Source organism: Micromonospora siamensis, assembly GCF_900090305.1.
GTDB lineage: Bacteria > Actinomycetota > Actinomycetes > Mycobacteriales > Micromonosporaceae > Micromonospora > Micromonospora siamensis.
This window is the reverse complement of sequence record NZ_LT607751.1, coordinates 852706-867844: the sequence shown is the minus strand read 5'-3', so window position 1 is coordinate 867844 and position 15139 is coordinate 852706. Positions and strand designations below refer to the sequence as shown.

General features: G+C 67.6%; 19 protein-coding genes and 3 tRNA genes. 18 read left to right on the top strand and 4 right to left on the bottom strand.

The genetic code is table 11. The features are described from left to right. Nucleotides 1–120: 120 nt before the first annotated feature. From GA0074704_RS04030 to GA0074704_RS03995, 8 genes are all read left to right on the top strand, one after another. A tRNA-Glu gene (locus GA0074704_RS04030) sits at nucleotides 121–193 on the top strand. A gap of 32 nt (nucleotides 194–225) precedes the next feature. Beyond that, nucleotides 226–299: transfer RNA gene (locus GA0074704_RS04025), tRNA-Asp, on the top strand. A gap of 83 nt (nucleotides 300–382) precedes the next feature. After that, nucleotides 383–456: transfer RNA gene (locus GA0074704_RS04020), tRNA-Phe, on the top strand. Between the two features lie 180 nt (nucleotides 457–636). Continuing rightward, the gene (locus tag GA0074704_RS04015) at nucleotides 637–1359 is read left to right on the top strand and encodes an adenylate/guanylate cyclase domain-containing protein (RefSeq protein WP_197697591.1); all 723 of its coding nucleotides are present in this window, start codon (nucleotides 637–639) and stop codon (nucleotides 1357–1359) included. After that, a complete protein-coding gene (locus GA0074704_RS04010) occupies nucleotides 1356–1853 on the top strand; it encodes a Pycsar system effector family protein (RefSeq protein ID WP_088973430.1) in 498 nt (165 codons plus the stop codon). Before GA0074704_RS04015 ends, GA0074704_RS04010 begins: the two co-directional genes overlap by 4 nt. A gap of 102 nt (nucleotides 1854–1955) precedes the next feature. Continuing rightward, the gene (locus GA0074704_RS04005; protein WP_088969245.1) at nucleotides 1956–2861 is read left to right on the top strand and encodes a hypothetical protein; all 906 of its coding nucleotides are present in this window, start codon (nucleotides 1956–1958) and stop codon (nucleotides 2859–2861) included. A 535-nt stretch (nucleotides 2862–3396) separates the two neighbouring features. After that, a complete protein-coding gene (locus tag GA0074704_RS04000; protein WP_088969244.1) occupies nucleotides 3397–4092 on the top strand; it encodes a hypothetical protein in 696 nt (231 codons plus the stop codon). Nucleotides 4093–4121: 29 nt separating this feature from the next. Beyond that, nucleotides 4122–5207 (top strand): helix-turn-helix domain-containing protein, encoded by a 1086-nt coding sequence (locus GA0074704_RS03995; protein ID WP_088969243.1) that lies wholly within the window; start codon nucleotides 4122–4124, stop codon nucleotides 5205–5207. Nucleotides 5208–5252: 45 nt separating this feature from the next. Here the strand turns inward: GA0074704_RS03995 and GA0074704_RS03990 are convergent, their stop codons facing one another. From GA0074704_RS03990 to GA0074704_RS03980, 3 genes are read right to left on the bottom strand one after another with little or no spacing between them, the layout of a single operon-like run. Beyond that, on the bottom strand, nucleotides 5253–6101 hold the full coding sequence (locus GA0074704_RS03990) for a helix-turn-helix domain-containing protein (RefSeq protein WP_088969242.1): 849 nt from the start codon (nucleotides 6099–6101) through the stop codon (nucleotides 5253–5255). A 17-nt stretch (nucleotides 6102–6118) separates the two neighbouring features. Next, nucleotides 6119–6664 carry a DUF6879 family protein gene (locus GA0074704_RS03985; RefSeq protein WP_088969241.1) on the bottom strand — a complete coding sequence of 182 codons (546 nt, stop codon included), beginning with the start codon at nucleotides 6662–6664 and terminating at the stop codon, nucleotides 6119–6121. Between the two features lie 2 nt (nucleotides 6665–6666). Next, the gene (locus tag GA0074704_RS03980) at nucleotides 6667–6870 is read right to left on the bottom strand and encodes a lipid A biosynthesis lauroyl acyltransferase (RefSeq protein WP_088969240.1); all 204 of its coding nucleotides are present in this window, start codon (nucleotides 6868–6870) and stop codon (nucleotides 6667–6669) included. A 269-nt stretch (nucleotides 6871–7139) separates the two neighbouring features. Between GA0074704_RS03980 and GA0074704_RS03975 the strand changes: the two genes are divergently transcribed. The 8 genes from GA0074704_RS03975 (at nucleotide 7140) to GA0074704_RS03940 (ending at nucleotide 13937) form a co-directional block, all read left to right on the top strand. Next, entirely contained in the window at nucleotides 7140–7571 is a 432-nt protein-coding gene (locus GA0074704_RS03975; protein ID WP_088969239.1) for a hypothetical protein, read from the top strand. An 89-nt stretch (nucleotides 7572–7660) separates the two neighbouring features. Next, on the top strand, nucleotides 7661–8122 hold the full coding sequence (locus tag GA0074704_RS03970) for a hypothetical protein (protein WP_157743590.1): 462 nt from the start codon (nucleotides 7661–7663) through the stop codon (nucleotides 8120–8122). Nucleotides 8123–8125: 3 nt separating this feature from the next. Continuing rightward, on the top strand, nucleotides 8126–9556 hold the full coding sequence (locus GA0074704_RS03965; RefSeq protein ID WP_088969237.1) for an FtsK/SpoIIIE domain-containing protein: 1431 nt from the start codon (nucleotides 8126–8128) through the stop codon (nucleotides 9554–9556). Next, a complete protein-coding gene (locus GA0074704_RS03960) occupies nucleotides 9553–10218 on the top strand; it encodes a DUF2637 domain-containing protein (RefSeq protein WP_088969236.1) in 666 nt (221 codons plus the stop codon). Before GA0074704_RS03965 ends, GA0074704_RS03960 begins: the two co-directional genes overlap by 4 nt. Continuing rightward, complete coding sequence (locus GA0074704_RS03955; protein WP_088969235.1) at nucleotides 10215–10865, top strand: GGDEF domain-containing protein; 651 nt, start codon at nucleotides 10215–10217, stop codon at nucleotides 10863–10865. The genes GA0074704_RS03960 and GA0074704_RS03955 overlap by 4 nt, the downstream gene beginning before the upstream one ends. Next, a complete protein-coding gene (locus tag GA0074704_RS03950; RefSeq protein WP_157743589.1) occupies nucleotides 10862–12607 on the top strand; it encodes a replication initiator in 1746 nt (581 codons plus the stop codon). The genes GA0074704_RS03955 and GA0074704_RS03950 overlap by 4 nt, the downstream gene beginning before the upstream one ends. After that, nucleotides 12592–12804 (top strand): excisionase family DNA-binding protein, encoded by a 213-nt coding sequence (locus GA0074704_RS03945; RefSeq protein WP_231926753.1) that lies wholly within the window; start codon nucleotides 12592–12594, stop codon nucleotides 12802–12804. The genes GA0074704_RS03950 and GA0074704_RS03945 overlap by 16 nt, the downstream gene beginning before the upstream one ends. Further along, complete coding sequence (locus GA0074704_RS03940) at nucleotides 12804–13937, top strand: tyrosine-type recombinase/integrase (protein ID WP_088969233.1); 1134 nt, start codon at nucleotides 12804–12806, stop codon at nucleotides 13935–13937. The genes GA0074704_RS03945 and GA0074704_RS03940 overlap by 1 nt, the downstream gene beginning before the upstream one ends. 201 nt (nucleotides 13938–14138) lie before the next feature. Here GA0074704_RS03940 and GA0074704_RS03935 read toward each other — a convergent pair whose 3' ends face one another. Then, nucleotides 14139–14465 (bottom strand): hypothetical protein, encoded by a 327-nt coding sequence (locus tag GA0074704_RS03935; protein WP_157743588.1) that lies wholly within the window; start codon nucleotides 14463–14465, stop codon nucleotides 14139–14141. Between the two features lie 70 nt (nucleotides 14466–14535). Here GA0074704_RS03935 and GA0074704_RS03930 point away from each other — a divergent pair, with 70 nt between their 5' ends. Both GA0074704_RS03930 and GA0074704_RS03925 read left to right on the top strand, forming a co-directional pair. Beyond that, on the top strand, nucleotides 14536–14943 hold the full coding sequence (locus tag GA0074704_RS03930) for a DUF3224 domain-containing protein (protein ID WP_088969231.1): 408 nt from the start codon (nucleotides 14536–14538) through the stop codon (nucleotides 14941–14943). 10 nt (nucleotides 14944–14953) lie between these two features. Continuing rightward, nucleotides 14954–15139: a hypothetical protein gene (locus GA0074704_RS03925; RefSeq protein WP_088969230.1), complete on the top strand. Its 186-nt coding sequence runs from the start codon at nucleotides 14954–14956 to the stop codon at nucleotides 15137–15139.

The window sequence follows — 15139 nt, the reverse complement described above, 5'->3', positions numbered from 1 at the left end:
GCACCGCGCCATACCGATTTGGTCGGCCAGCCGATCATCACGTATGCTTTCCATGCCTCCGGCGGGGCCGGATGGGAGCAAGTCCGCTTGAAGTTGCGAGTGTGCAATGATGGCGGGGCCGCCCTCATCGTCTAGCGGCCCAGGACGCCGCCCTTTCAAGGCGGTAGCACGGGTTCGAATCCCGTTGGGGGCACGGTCCGGCTTCGGCCGGAGGCAACAGAGCAAGGTCCTGTGGAGCAGTTGGAGTGCTCGCCGCCCTGTCAAGGCGGAGGTCGCGGGTTCAAGTCCCGTCAGGACCGCAAGCGCTGCGCCGCGCGAGGTTTGCGCGGCGTTCTGCGTATCGGAGCAGATACCCTCGCGGGTACGATGTTCCGAGCGGTACGGCCAGGTAGCTCAGTTGGTACGAGCGTCCGACTGAAAATCGGAAGGTCGGCGGTTCGACCCCGCCCCTGGCCACATAGCCTTTCGCCGGGCTACAGCAACGCCGACCAGCGGAAACGCCGGTCGGCGTTGTGCTGTCTGGGGGCCTCTTGATCTTGTCGGCTATGACCGTGATTGCCCCTCGCGATCCCTCGTGCGCCGGCCCCTATCGCACGTGGATCGCACACAACTTCATGAACTGAGGACAGCATGGGCGTGACAGACGACATCACCGCCGCTGTGGGGGCGGTCGTCAACGCTGACTGGAACGTACGCACTGGCACTGTGGTGCCGACCACAGACACGGTGACCCTGAAGAACGGGGCCGTGGAGGTGGATGCGGTCTACCTCTACGCGGATATGGCCAACTCCTCAGGCCTTGCAAGAGACTTTGCCCCGAGGACAGCGGCAAAGGTCATCCGTGCGTACTTGGACGCGACATGCCGCGTCATCAAGTTCCGCGGTGGTCAGATCCGCAGCTTCGACGGGGATCGTGTAATGGCGATCTTCATGGGCGGGTCGAAGAACAGCGAGGCTGCACGGTGCGCCTTGAACATCAACTACGTGGTGAAGGAGATCGTCAGGCCTGCCCTCGAAGCGAGGCTTACCTCGCTCAAGAGCAAGGGCTTCGAGCTCCAACACTGCGTCGGCGTGGCATCCGGCACCGCGCTGATCGTGCGTGGCGGGGTACGGAACGAGGACAACGACCTGGTCTCAATCGGCCGCCCACCGAACGTGGCAGCCAAGCTGAGTGACGTGAGGGCTTGGCCCTACGCCTCGTACATCACTTCGGACGTGTTCCGCCGCCTTAAGGACGAGGTGAAGTACAAGAATCCTGGGAAGCCAAACCAGGAGATCATGTGGGATGGCCCCTACAGCCAAGATGCTGGCGGCGCGTCGGTCACCGTCTACCGCTCGTCCTGGCAGTGGAAGCCGTGACCTCCACTGATCCGGCCGAGACTGCTTGGAAGATCCATGCCGCTCTCGTTGACTGGACAGGCAAGGTAGACGCCAAGGCTTCGTTTGCCCTGACGATCGAGTCGGCCGTGCTGGCAGGAGCGGTTGGTCTGTCGAACTCAGGCTCTAGGTTCGGCAACCTCACGGGCGTATGGCCTCTCCTGATCTTTTGGGCCGGGGCAGGTCTCCTGGCTGTCTCAGTGGTCCTCTCCGTGCTCGTGGTGATGCCACGAACTCGGAACAAGAACGTCCCGACCGAGTGGCCTTCCAACTTCATCTACTTCGGCCACCTTCAGCACTGGTCGCCAGAGCCCTTGGAGCAGGCGCTGCGGGATCTTGACCCCCTGCCAATGCTCAGCCGGCAGTTGGTCGTCATGAGCAAGATTGCCTGCACCAAGCATCGCCGGGTACAGGAGTCATTTGCAGCAGCTCTAGTCGGTGCCTTCCTGCTAGTGATCGCGGGGATGATCGCCTGACCTCGGCATCGGCCGAGCAAGTGACTCTTGCTCCGGCCAGCTCACAGCCGGCTGGGGTGCTGCGCGGAGCGGTAGCATCGTTCGAGGCCTAGCAAGATCTCGATGGGGGGAGCGGCGCACTTGTCCGAAGGCGCATCCTGGGACTTCCTCGCCGGTCAGCGGCTCCAGTTCCGCATCCCTACAACAGGCTTTGACGCGCTCCTGAAGGCACAGCAGACCCGGATCGGCGCCCAGCTCAAGGACATCGCCGCCGCACAACGGCTCCAGTTCCGCATCCCCACAACAGGCTTTGACGCGCTCCTGAAGGCACAGCAGACCCGGATCGGCGCCCAGCTCAAGGACATCGCCGCCGCACAACGGCTCCAGTTCCGCATCCCCACAACAGGCTTTGACGCGCTCCTGAAGGCACAGCAGACCCGGATCGGCGCCCAGCTCAAGGACATCGCCGCCGCACAACGGCTCCAGTTCCGCATCCCCACAACAGGCTTTGACGCGCTCCTGAAGGCACAGCAGACCCGGATCGGCGCCCAGCTCAAGGACATCGCCGCCGCACAACGGCTCCAGTTCCGCATCCCCACAACAGGCTTTGACGCGCTCCTAAAGGCACAGCAGACTCAACTCCGCGCCGTGCTGGGCAGCCTGGACACCAGCACTACCTACCGGATCGCGCTGACGAGCCCGCAGAGCCTTTATGCCACGGCCATCGATACCGCCTTGCAGGACCTGGAACAGGCTGTCGTGCAGACCGACCGGCAGATGAACTCCGATGTCGCTCTGCTATCGATCTGGGCAGAGTCGTTGCGTGAGTTCGGCGCTTGGCTACGGCAGCCGGTCGTCGCATGGTCAACCGTTGGCCTTGTTTGGTTCCTGGTCTCCTACGCCTGGGTGACGCTCAAGACGGAACGACCAGACGTCGCAGACATGCTAGAAGTCCCGTACACCATGCTGTCCAGCATTGTCCTAGGGGCGCTCGGAGCCGCAGCGTATGACGCGCTGAAGAAGAAGTAGACCTTCTCCCGCCTGCTAGGTGCCATCTCGTCTGCCGCCGACCCACACTCCGTGGAGCGGGCCAGGGCCAGGGTGACAAGGTGGAGCGCCCTACCGGACGAACGACCTTGGCACCCTGGCCCTGGCCTGCTCGGCTTGCCTGGGTCGGTGGTAGACGGGATGGCAGCTCCCCAACCACCCACCCACCGGAGCCGTTCGGCAACTCCATCTCGGAGTCGTCTGGCCCCCGCCGGAGGCACAGCTCCTATCGGCCGGCGCGCCGGCCGATGCCGGCGCTTGCGCCGCCAGCAGGCCGAGCGCGGCCGGCGCGGCCCGCTTGCGGGCCGCCTTGATCTGATAGAGCGGAATTCGGCAACGCCGGTTAGGCTGCTGCCGGTCTTCACGCTCCGCCTCTCGCCTCGCGATGAGACATGAGGTCCGCTTGCGTCCGTCGAACGCTCGTTCTAAGATCTTGCAATCCGACACGCCCGCCGCGTGGGTTCCAAAAATCTGACCTCCTTGGCGGTAGGATTTTTGGAACCTGAGGGAGGGATACATGGAAGATCACCAGCTTGACGAGGGCGAGGTCTGGTACGAGGGCGAAGCGGCGGACGCCCGCCTTGCCGACCTTGGACTTACGCGCCGAGACATCGAACAAGCCCTGTACTTGGCGAGCGCAGATGCGCTGCTCTGCACCGATCTTGATTCGCCCGGAGCCAAGGGCTTCGTCTTCTGGACGCGCTCGAACCGATACCTCCGGGAGGAGGTCATACCCCGCGGCTGGTCATGGACCAACCGAGACAACGTGCTGCGCGCCATCCACCCCGATGGCTCCTTCGCCGTAACCGCCCTGAGTGGAACCGGGGACGTCGGGCTCGCGCACGGCCGTGGAGTGAAGACCAAGAACCCAAAAGGTGCCGCAATTGCCCAGCTTGTTCGGCACAACTGGTCGGTGTTCGGCGGGCCCCGCAACGCGGTGCCGCTTCCGCTGTTCGACGACATCGGGCAAGGACCCGAGCCGGGGCTAATCCCCACCTGGGTCCTGCTTTACAAGTGGACGATCGACGGGATCGTCTCCGAACTGTCGTTGCCAACCGACATGGCCGGAAAGACCGTCAACCGCTGGAAAGAGCACATCGTTTTCGGCCCAATTCCTCCGTCGGGCGGCGGCGGGATCGAGGTCGACCTCGACATCCCTGACGGCCCAGACGGCGAAGGTCCGGACGTGTATGTTGAGAGAATCGCTGGCTGAGCAGCCAACCATGTAGAAGGGAGCCAGGAGTGTTGACGCCGTCACGACTTGTGGTTGGTCGTAGGAGGCGTCGCATGACACTGGCCAATCTTGCCGCCGTGTCCGGTGTCTCGGTACGAAGCATTACGGCCTTCGAGAACGGCCATAAGCAGCCCAGTATCGAGACACTGGATTCACTCGCGAGGGCACTTGACTTCCCTACGAGCTTTTTCTCGCAATACCAGATTGACGACATCCCGTTACCGGCGGTGAGCTTCCGGGCTCTGTCGAAAATGACCGCTATCGACCGAGAGTCGGCGATAGCTGCTGGTCAGATTTCAATGACCGTCAATGCATGGATCGAGAGCAACTTTAGGCTGCCCGAGATGAGGGTCCCCAATCTCGCCGGGGTCGACCCCGAGCAAGCTGCGAGCAGGCTGCGAGGGCTGTGGGGGCTAGGCGAACAACCAATACCCAACATGGTTCATTTGCTCGAAGCGAACGGTGTGCGCGTCTTCTCGCTTGCCTCCGACTGCATCAGCGTGGACGCCTTCTCGATCTTCCGACGGGGTACGCCGTTCGCCTTCCTTAACACCACTAAATCTGGTGAGCGCGGACGGTTTGATGCGGCTCACGAGTTGGGTCACCTTGTACTTCATGGCGGCGATAGAGCCGCCTATGGAACAGAAGCCGAGGACGAAGCGAACAGATTTGCTTCCGCCTTACTTATGCCACGGTCAGGGCTATTGGCTCAGTCAATTGCATCAACACCCGATCAAATTCTTGTCGCCAAGCGGCGATGGAAGGTCTCGGCTTTTGCCTTTGCCTATCGCCTGCACGAACTTGGCCTGCTGAGCGATTGGAAATACAAGGTAGCGGCCCAGAAGCTATCGCAGCTGGGGTACCGGAAGAACGAAATCGGCGGGATCTCCCGAGAGACTTCACAACTACTCAGCAAGGTTTTCGCCGCATTGCGACAGGAGAAGGGACGCACCTCGCTCGCGGACGAAGTGCACCTTCACAGCTCAGAACTGAACAAGCATGTCTTCGGGTTGGTGCCAGTCGTGCTAGAAGGGGGTGGACAAGCCACCCCCGCAAGGCCTGTGCTTCAGCTGGTTGGAGGCCGGCGCAGGTAGGTTAGGCGCGGCCTATTGAACGATCGGGTTCAGCTCGGTCTGACGTCATTGGTTCGCAAGTTCTTGAGCTGCGCGAACGATGAGTCGCCGGGCGTCTTCGCCGGTGGCAGCCTCGTTCCAGAGTCGTTCGATGGCCTTGGCGTACGCCGCGGCTTCGTCATCTCGATGGGTCGTCTCGCCGACGAAGGTTTCAACGATGGCTACGTCGTCGTACATCTGGAATGAGTTCTGCGGCGTCGTGGCGAGCTGGACGCCGAACGGCAGTACGCCGAAGCGGATGTTGGGCAGGCCAACGACGGTTTGTAGGCGGTCAAGCTGGCCGCGCATGACGTCGGGCGGGCACAGCAGCCACCGCAGCACGGGCTCGGCTAGTAGGAACTCGAACCGCTTGCTGGTGTCGTACAGGAGGTGCTGGCGCTGCATGCGGGTGGCTACGGCGGCGTCCACGTCGATGATGTCGAGGTTGTGCAGCTCGACCATCTCGGTGAGCACGCGGCGGGCGTAGTCGGCGGTCTGGAGTAGCCCGGGTACGTACACGGTCTCGAAGTGCCGGACCAGGCGCGATTCGGCGACAAGCTGGTTGTAGCTGTCCTGGACGGCGGCTTGGCCCTGACGCATCCGGCGGCGGAAGCTGCGGTGCGCGGCCTGGACCTCGTCGAGCATCCGCACCAGACCCTGCGCGGCGGTTTCATCGGCACCGCAGGCGCGTGCCCACGCATACAGATCGGCGGGCGCCGGCATCTGCCGGCCGTTCTCCAGTCGGGAAACCTTCGACGGTGCCCAGCCGTTCGCGTCGGCGAGCTGCTTGCCGGACAGGCCGGCCTGCGTGCGCAGGGCACGCAGGCGATCGGCCAGTCCTTCGGGCTGGGTCAGCCACTCTTCGATCGGATTCATTGCATGACTTCCTCGTGCTAGGCGGCTGTGCTCCGCGCGTCGGTCGGAGCGGCGTAGTGGACTGCCAGGTCCCGCCACGCACACGCCTGCACCACGGCCGTCGGGTCAGTCACCAGTTCGTTGCCGATTCGGTGGCCGACCTTGTCGAACCGCATCATGATCAGTCGGCTGGAATCCAGCAACCACCAGTCGACGTCGCCGGCTGCGGGTAGCAAGCCGATCTCATGGGCTCTCGCACGCGTCAGGTAGTGGATATCCTCGCCGGCTTCGACGTTCCACCGGCCGATCCAACGTTCCCACCGCTGGTAGTCGGTCGGCGGGTCCTCGTGCACCCGCACGCGTTCGATCCGCTTGCCCTGCTGCGTCAACTCGGTGATCTGCCCGAACCAGGCGGCAAGCCCGGGAACCTCAGTCGGGGGCTCCGGGTCGCCTGCCAAGAACCTCGCCACCGTGTCGTGCTCGCTGGGCTCCAGGTACGCCGGCTGGAGCTCCAACCGGAACGCGGTGTGATCGAACGTGCGGAGCTGGTCGGCGAACTCGTCGTCGGTGAGCGGTGCTCCCATGTTCAGCCCATCTCGCGCAGGCGGTCGAGAACGTTCGCCGGCACGAAGACGCCGTCCTCGTTGTCCGCCAGCTGGCGGAGCTGCGCACGAGTCTCGTCATCGAGCTTGATGCCCTGGACGACGTAGCCGCCCTCGGTCTTGTAGAGCGCCGGGCAGCCGCCGCCGCCGGAGCTGACGTCCTTCCACAGGAACTCCAGGTTCTGCATCCTCAGGCCCCTTCCATCGCTGCGCCCCGCGACGCAGATACCTCGATGCTGCACTGCTGCGCATCTCCACGCAATCGCCCCGGTCGCTGACTGCACAACCGGGGCGAGTTGGTGCGGGTGACGGAACCTGGCAGACCCAAGTCTAGAGCAATTGCGCGCAATTGCTTGACGATGCGTCAGACAGCGAGCATTATCGAACTACGCCGGAAGCCCGGCGGCGAAGCGGTCAAGGGCCGGGAAGGCCGGCCGACTCAACAGGAGGTCTGGGCATGGTCCCCAACTCGATCAAGGTTCCGGTTCCGTTCGACTACGTCTTCCCGGCGGGTGCGCTGTGCCTGGGGGTGGAGCCGGTGACGGACTTTGACAAGCGCGGCCAGGGCGACGACCAGGCCCGCGACAAGGACACCGGCGAGCGGCTGTGGGTGGTCAAGGTCCTGGACCTGGACCCGGAGGCCGGGAAGTTCGGCGGGTCGAAGGAAGTGAAGGTGAAGATCGCCGCGCCGGTCCAGCCGGTGCCGCCGGCGTCGAAGATCCCGGGTTACCCGCCGGCGGTGGAGTTCACCGACGTGACCCTCACCCCGTACGTCGATTCGCAGCGGTGCAAGGGCTCGGGGAAGTGCCGGGCGCGTCAGGCGTGGTCGATCCGCGCCGGCGCCATGACCGAGCCCACCACCGTCGCCGCGCCGAAGCAGGCGGCCTGACCAGAACTGCACGCGCGGGGCGGGCCTCCTCCGCCAAGACGATTCCCGCCCCGCGCCCTGACCCGTTCTCCCTGGAAGGAGTTGGGCTGATGCCCACGCTAGCTGACGCTGCCCGCATCGTCGGGAACCCGCGCCCCGCCCCACGCCGCACCACCCACCGCCGCACCGTGATGCGCCTCGCCGGCCCCGGCATCCGGGCCGTCCGCGAGGTCTACACCACCGTCCCGTCCGACGCGGTCCGCGTCGCCGCCCTGGTCGAGATCTCGGCCGCCGCCGCTGCTCTGGCTCGGACGGTGGTGAAGCTGCGGCACCTCGACCCCGATCTGATCGCCCCGCACGTGGCCGACCGCGTCGACCTGCGGGCGGTCCTCGGCCGGGGCCGGTGGCTGCCGACCATGACCCGCTACGTCCCCGCCCCGGAGTCCGGCCCGGTCAACCTCACCGCCCTCGCCCCGGCCCGGATACCGGTGCGCCGCCGGGTGATCCGCCGTGCCGGCACCCCGGGGCAGGGCTCCCTGTTCACCACCGCCGCGACCATGCGGGAGGGCTGAGCCATGCCGCTGGTCAACGTGATCCGAGGCGACCGGATCGAGGGCGCTCCGATCAACGTCCGTACACCGTTCGTCCGCATCCCGATGTGGCTGGCCCTGTCCTGGTGGACCGCCAAAGCCCTCGGCCGCCTGGTCCTCGTGCTCATCCGCTTCTGGTACGTCACCACCCCGGCCGTCTTCTTCGGCTGGCTCTACCTCCGGTTCGGGTGGCTCGGCCCCACCGCCGTGGTGACAGCCGTGGCGCTGGTGTCGACGGTGTGGGCGTTCGCGCATCGGGGGTCGTGGCTGCGGTTCGGCTGGTGGCCGGTCCTGTCCCGCTACCGCCGCATGGTCTACCGCCGCAACTGGCACGCCGCCATGGTCACCGCCAAGTTGGCCGTCTCCTTCGACTCGCACACCGTCCTTCCCGTGCTGCGGAAGGTGCGGTGCGCCTCGGGCGTGGACGTGGTGACGGTGCGGATGGTGACTGGGCAGATCCCCGACGACTTCGCCAAGGTGGCGGAACGCCTCGCCCACACCTTCGGTGTCCGGCAGGTCAAAGCCGCACCCGGTCCCCGGCCCGATGTGGTGCTGCTGCACCTATTCCGCGGCGACCCTCTCGCCAAGCTGGTCCGGCCGGTTCCGGTGCCGGCGGTGCCGGAGTTCACCGCCCTGCCGGTCGGGAAGCGCGAGGACGGCGACGGCTACGACCTGCGGCTGTTCGGCACACAGGTCCTCGTCGTGGGCGCCACCGGAGCCGGGAAGGGCTCGGTCATCTGGTCCGTCGTCCGCTCCCTCGCCAACGGCGTCACCTCCGGCCTCGTGCAGATCTGGGGCCTCGATCCCAAGGGCGGCATGGAACTCGGCATGGGCGCCCCGATGTTCTCCCGCTTCGCCTGCAAGGACTACGCGGCGATGTGCGAGCTGATCGAGGAAGCCGCCACCGAGGCCAAGCGGCGAGCCGCCAAGCTCTACGGCCGTACCCGCCAGCACACCCCGACACCGGACGAGCCGCTGATCGTCCTGGTCATCGACGAGCTGGCCAACCTCACCGCCTACCTCACCGACCGGCAGCTCAAAGACCGCATCAAGGCCGCCCTGTCCATCCTGCTCAGCCAGGGCCGCGCGGTCGGCGTCCACGTCCTGGCCGCGATCCAGGACCCACGCAAAGAGGTGCTGCCGTTCCGCGACCTCTTCCCGACCCGCATCGGCCTCCGGCTGGCCGAAGCCGCTCAGGTGGACCTGGTCCTCGGGGAAGGGATGCGGGACCGGGGCGCGCTGTGTGACCGCATCCCCCAGAGCCTGCCCGGTGTCGGGTTCGTCGTGATCGACGGTGACCCGACGCCGATGCGGGTCCGGTTCTCCTACCTCACCGATGACGAGATCCGCGACATGGCACACACCTACGGCCGGCTGCGGGTCATCGACGGCGAGATCCTGGAAGGTGCCGCATGAAGCCCCACCCCACCGCCACCCGCGCCGACCGGATCGAGGGCCTGGTCCTCGTCGTCATCCTCCTGCTCGTCGCCGGCTTCGCCGGGGCCGCCTCCTTCACCCACGTCAAAGACTGGACCCTCGACAACAGCCCGGCCGGCACGGGCGAGTGGTTCGGCTGGGCCAACGCCGTCATCTCCGAACTCGTCCCGGTCGCCGCCTTGCTGACCATCCGCCGCCGTCGCCGCGCTGGTGCCTCGATCCGGTATCCGATGTTCCTGCTCATCGCCGCCGTCGCTCTTTCCCTGGCCGCGCAGCTCGCCGTTGCCAAGCCCGGCCTGTCCGGGTGGCTGCTGTCCGCCGTCCCGGCGTTGGCGTTCATGGGTCTGTCCAAGCTCGTCCTCGCCACCGCCCCGGCCCCCGCCCCGGCCGACGAACCCGCCCCGACTACGGCACCCGCTCCGCCGGCTGCGCCGTCGCCCGCCCGCCCGATCACCCCGCCCGTCCCTGCGGTCGAACCGACTCTGCCCGTTCCTACGCCGGAACCGGTCGCCCTGGTCCCGGTCGAGCCTGCCCGTCCCGCCCCGGTCGCCCCGGCTCCAGTCGCTCCGCTGGCTCCGGTGTCGCCGGCTGCCTTCACTCGCCGCAATGGTGTCCCGCTGATCGGAGAGGTGACCCGATGACCGAAAACCTGCTCTCCGGCGTCCTCTTCGCCGCCTGCCTCGCCCTCTTCGCCTGGGATCAGTACCGGCTCTACGTCGCCCGCTACGAACTCGCCACCCTGCAACGGACCACCCTGCGCGACCCGCTGACCGGGCTCGCCAACCGTGCCGGCCTCGCCGCCGGCTGGGAGCAGCTCGCCGCGCTGCGGCCGTGGGTGCTGGTGGTCGACCTGGACGGCTTCAAGCCCGTCAACGACACCCACGGCCACGCCGCCGGGGACCTGGTCCTCACCGCCGTCGCCTCCCGGCTCCGCACCATCCACGGTGTGGCCGCCCGGCTCGGCGGGGACGAGTTCGCCGCCCTGCTCCTCGACCCGAACCCGGCCACCGCTGCCCGCCAGATGGCCGCCGCCATCGCCGCCCCCGTCGCTCTGCCGTCCGGGGTGTCGGTGTCGGTGACCGCCAGCATCGGCCTCGCCCCCGCCAGCCCCGCCGGTCTCGCCGCCGCCCTGGCCGACGCCGACGCCGCCATGTACCGGGCCAAGACCACCCGGGCCGGCGTCGTCGCCTTCGACCCGCTGCGCGACGACCACACCAGCACCACCGCCGACCCCCGCCCCGCCCTGCGGGTCCGCGACCTCACCCCGACTGTCGGGGTGGGCCGATGACCGTCACCCCGCTGCCCGGCCTCGCCCCCGCCCCCGCCCCCGTGGTGGAGCCGAGGCCGGGCTCCCGGGCCGCCCGGATGCTCATGCCCCGCTCCGTCGACGTCGTCAAAGACCTCGCCACCGACTACGGCGTCTGCACCCGACCCGTCTCCCTGCGCCGCACCGACCTCGACACCGGGCAGACCGAAGTCATCGACATGCCCTGCGGTGCCACCCAGGAAGCCAAGTGCCCGGCCTGCGCGAAGCGTGCCCGCCGGCTGCGCCAGCAGCAGATCCGGGACGGCTGGCACCGCGACGACGAACCCGACCCCGGCCCCGAGCCGGCCACCGACGCGCAACGCGGGCTGATCGTCGCCCGCGCTCACCTGGAATTCGCCCGCGACGAAGCCGCGCGGGCCTCGCAGTGGGACCAGGTCGCGGACCTAGACGACGCGATCGCGGAGCTGGAAGGCCAGATCACCACCGAAGGCATGCGCGGCCGTCCCGCCCCGCCGCACGCCACCGACGACGACCAGGAGGGCGACGGCAAGCGGCGGGTCCGCTCCACCAAGCGGCGGCAGGACGCGCCGGACCTGCCCCGTCTGCCGGTGGAGAACCGCACCATCGGCCGGACCTTCGAAGGACGTGACGGCATGCTGTTCCGGCCGTCGATGTTCCTCACCCTCACACTCGGCTCCTACGGCCGTGTCCACTCCGACGGCACACCCGTCGACCCCGACGCCTACGACTACCGCCGAGCGGCGTGGGACGCGGTGCACTTCCCTCGGCTGCTGGATCGGTTCTGGCAGAACCTGCGCCGCGCGGTCGGCTGGAACGTCCAGTACGCCGGAGCCGTCGAGCCACAGCGCCGGCTGGCCCCGCACGCGCACTTCGCCATCCGGGGCACCATCCCCCGCGCCCTCGTCCGCCAGGTCGCCGCAGCCACCTACCACCAAGTGTGGTGGCCGCCTGTCGACGTGCGGGTTTACGAACCGGGCCAGGGCCCGCCGTGGGACGCCGACGCCGCCGGCTACACCGATCCGGAGACCGGGCGGTCGCTGCCGTCGTGGGATGACGCCTTGGACCTGGTCGACGCCGACCCCGACGCCACCCCGGTGCACGTGGTCCGCTTCGGGGTCCAGGTCGACGCCAAGGGTGTGCTCGCCGGGAGCAAGGACGCTGACCGGTGCGTCGGGTACATCACCAAGTACCTCACCAAGCAGGCCGCCGACTGCCACGACGCGACCTCCGGCCGGCAACGGGCGCACCTGGAACGGCTCTGGCAAGAGCTGCGGCACACGCCGTGCTCCGAGCGGTGCGCCAACTGGCTGCTCTACGGCGTCCAGCCAAAGAAGGCGCGGCCTGGGCTGCGGCCGGGCAACTGCAAGAACAAGGTCCACAAGCGGGACACCCTCGGCATCGGCGGGCGGCGCGTCCTCATCTCCCGCCAGTGGTCCGGCAAGACCCTCACCGACCACCGGGCCGACCGCCGCGACTGGGTCAAAGCCCTCCTTGGGGTCACCACCGACGCCGTCACCGCGCCGGCCGGCGGCGAACAGCGGCACGCCTGGGAACTCGCCAAGCCCACCGACCCCGACGTCGCCCCGCTCGGGCACCGAGTGCTGCGGGCCATCTCCGAACGCATCCAATGGCGCGTCCAGCTCGACGCCGCGAGACGTGCTGCCGCCGACCCGCCCGACGTTTCGGCAACCATCACCACGGACCCGACCGGGAAGGAGGCAACCGAGTGGAAAAGCTGCTGACGGTTAAGGAAGCCGCGGCTCGCCTTGGCACCACCGAGCGATTCCCCCGCCGGCTCATCGCTGAGCGGCGCATCCGCTACGTCAAGCTCGGCGGCCACCACGTCCGCATCCCGGAGGTTGCCCTCTCTGAGTTCATCGCCGCCGGCACGGTGGAGCCGGTCACCGTTGCATGGTCGGATGGAAGGGCGGTGGCCTGATGGGCAAGCGTCGTCAGTTCGGGTACGTCCGTAAGCTCCCCTCGGGTCGCTTCCATGCCTCGTTCGTGCCGCCTAATGGTGGTGCTCGGCAGAACGCGCCGCAGACCTTCAAGACGAAGACTGATGCCAACCGCTGGTTGACGCTGGTGGAGGCAGACATCTCGCGTGGTAGTTGGTTGGACGACCGTGCGGCATCGGAAACGTTTGGCAACTACGCGCGGGCCATCCTGCGGGACAGCCCGAAGATCGGCATTCGGTGGCGGGAGACGTGCGAACGGAACCTGCGTCTGCACTTGGTGCCGCTGGTCGACGTGCCGCTTCGTGACCTCACGGCGAGTCGGGTTCGGGAGTGGCATGCTGCCGCCCTGCGTGGCAACGGTGGCCGCACCTCTATCTCTCAGTCGTACCGCTTCCTGCGCATGGTCATGAACACCGCCGTGCGTGAGGGCATCATCGCCCGTAGCCCGTGCCAGATCCCCGGCGCCGGCACTGTCCGCGCCAGTGAACGGCCAGTCGCCACCCCCGCTCAGGTCGTCGCCCTGGTCGATGCCATCAACCCTCGCTACCGCACCGCTGTTCTCATCGCCGCCTGGTGCGGCCTCCGGCGCGGTGAAATCGCCGGCCTGCGCGTCTCCGACGTAGATCTGACCGAGCACACGATCACCGTTCGGAAAGCTCGGGTTGAACCCCTGCACGCTCCTGGCCGAGCGTTCGACAAGGATCCCAAGTCGGATGCGGGTAAGCGGACCATCGCCATCCCGCCTCACGTCGTGCCGCTGGTCCGGCTGCACTTGGACGAGTACGCCGGCTCTGACCGGCTGTTCGTGAGCCGTGACGGATCACCGCTGCGCGGCAACACGTTGTACCAGGCGTTCGTCCGGGCGCGGAAGCAAGTGGGCCTTGATGGCCTGACCTTCCACGACCTACGGCACACCGGGCAGACCCTCGCCGCGCAGACTGGTGCGACCCTGGCTGACCTGATGAAGCGACTCGGGCACTCGTCTATGGCTGCCGCTCGCCGGTACCTGCACGCCGTTGACGGGCGTGACCGCGAGATCGCAAAGGCGCTGTCGGAACTCGCCGCGCATGGGGATGTCGCACGGTTGCCCCGGCACATCACGATGCGGAGCTAGTCGCACGACGATCGCACGGCGGCACCGTGCGGCGCTCTGAACTGCGGAAATGCACGTGCCTGAAAATCGGAAGGTCGGCGGTTCGACCCCGCCCCTGGCCACATAGCCTTTCGCCGGGCTACAGAGGTCCCCACCAGCGGAAACGCAGGTGGGGATCTTGCTTTTGCCGGGGCCCCGCCGGTCTTTCCGCGGCCCCGCCCCTCAACGCCGGACCAGGGCCCAGCATGCCGCCGCGCCCAGCACGAGCAGCAGCGCCACCGCTAACAGAGCGCGTCCGACCGCGTGCGGCACCGACACGAGGAACGGCAACTGCTGGACGAGCACGCTCGCCCCGATCAGGGCGAGCGACCCGCCGCGGCGGAGCGGTTCGGACCGCTGGGTCTCCGTCAGGTGGGCGACCCGCGCCCAGGCCACCGGAAACCGTCGCGTCACCGCCACCCGCCCGCCGAGCACGACCAGGCCGAGACCGAGGGCCACGACGACGAGGCGCAGGGCGAGGGCCACCGGATCGGGGTCATCAACACTCATGCGACCCATCATTCAAGCGCTGTCAATTCCCGGCCCACCGCTCTTGCCGTCCTGCCGTACGCTCCCGCTCATGAGAGCAGACGGCACGTTCACCGTCGCGGCGTTCGTCCCCACCGAGCTGGTCCCGGAGCCGGCCGTGACGACCGGACTGCCGGTGGGTGTCTCCAAGCTGGAGAAGCACTTCGCCGGAGGGGTGGAGGGTCGTTCGGCGACGCTGTTCACCGCCGCGTACGACCAGGTGGCGGGCGTCGGCACGTACGTGGCCATGGAGTCGTTCGAGGGCTCGCTGAACGGGCGGCGCGGGGCGTTCAACTTCGTCCACTCGGCGGCCACGTCCGGCAGCGACCGCAGCGGCGAGTTCTTCGCGATCGTGCCGTCGAGCGGCACCGGCGAACTCGCCGGCATCGCCGGCACCGGCGGGCTGGCCGTGGACGCCGACGGCAGCCACCGCATCTGGTTCGACTACGAGGTCGGCTGAGGAGAACCCGGTGGAGAGGTTCCTCGTCCCCCTCGTCTGCCTGGCGGTGCTGTTCGCCTTCTACCGGCTGAACCAGTGGCTCGTCGACCGTAAGGGCCTGGACCATCGGCCGTACTTCGCGCCCAGCCTGTGGGGGCCGGTCGGCACCCTGATCATCGTGCTGGCTAAGCCCCTGGGCTGGCAGGGCCACCCCTGA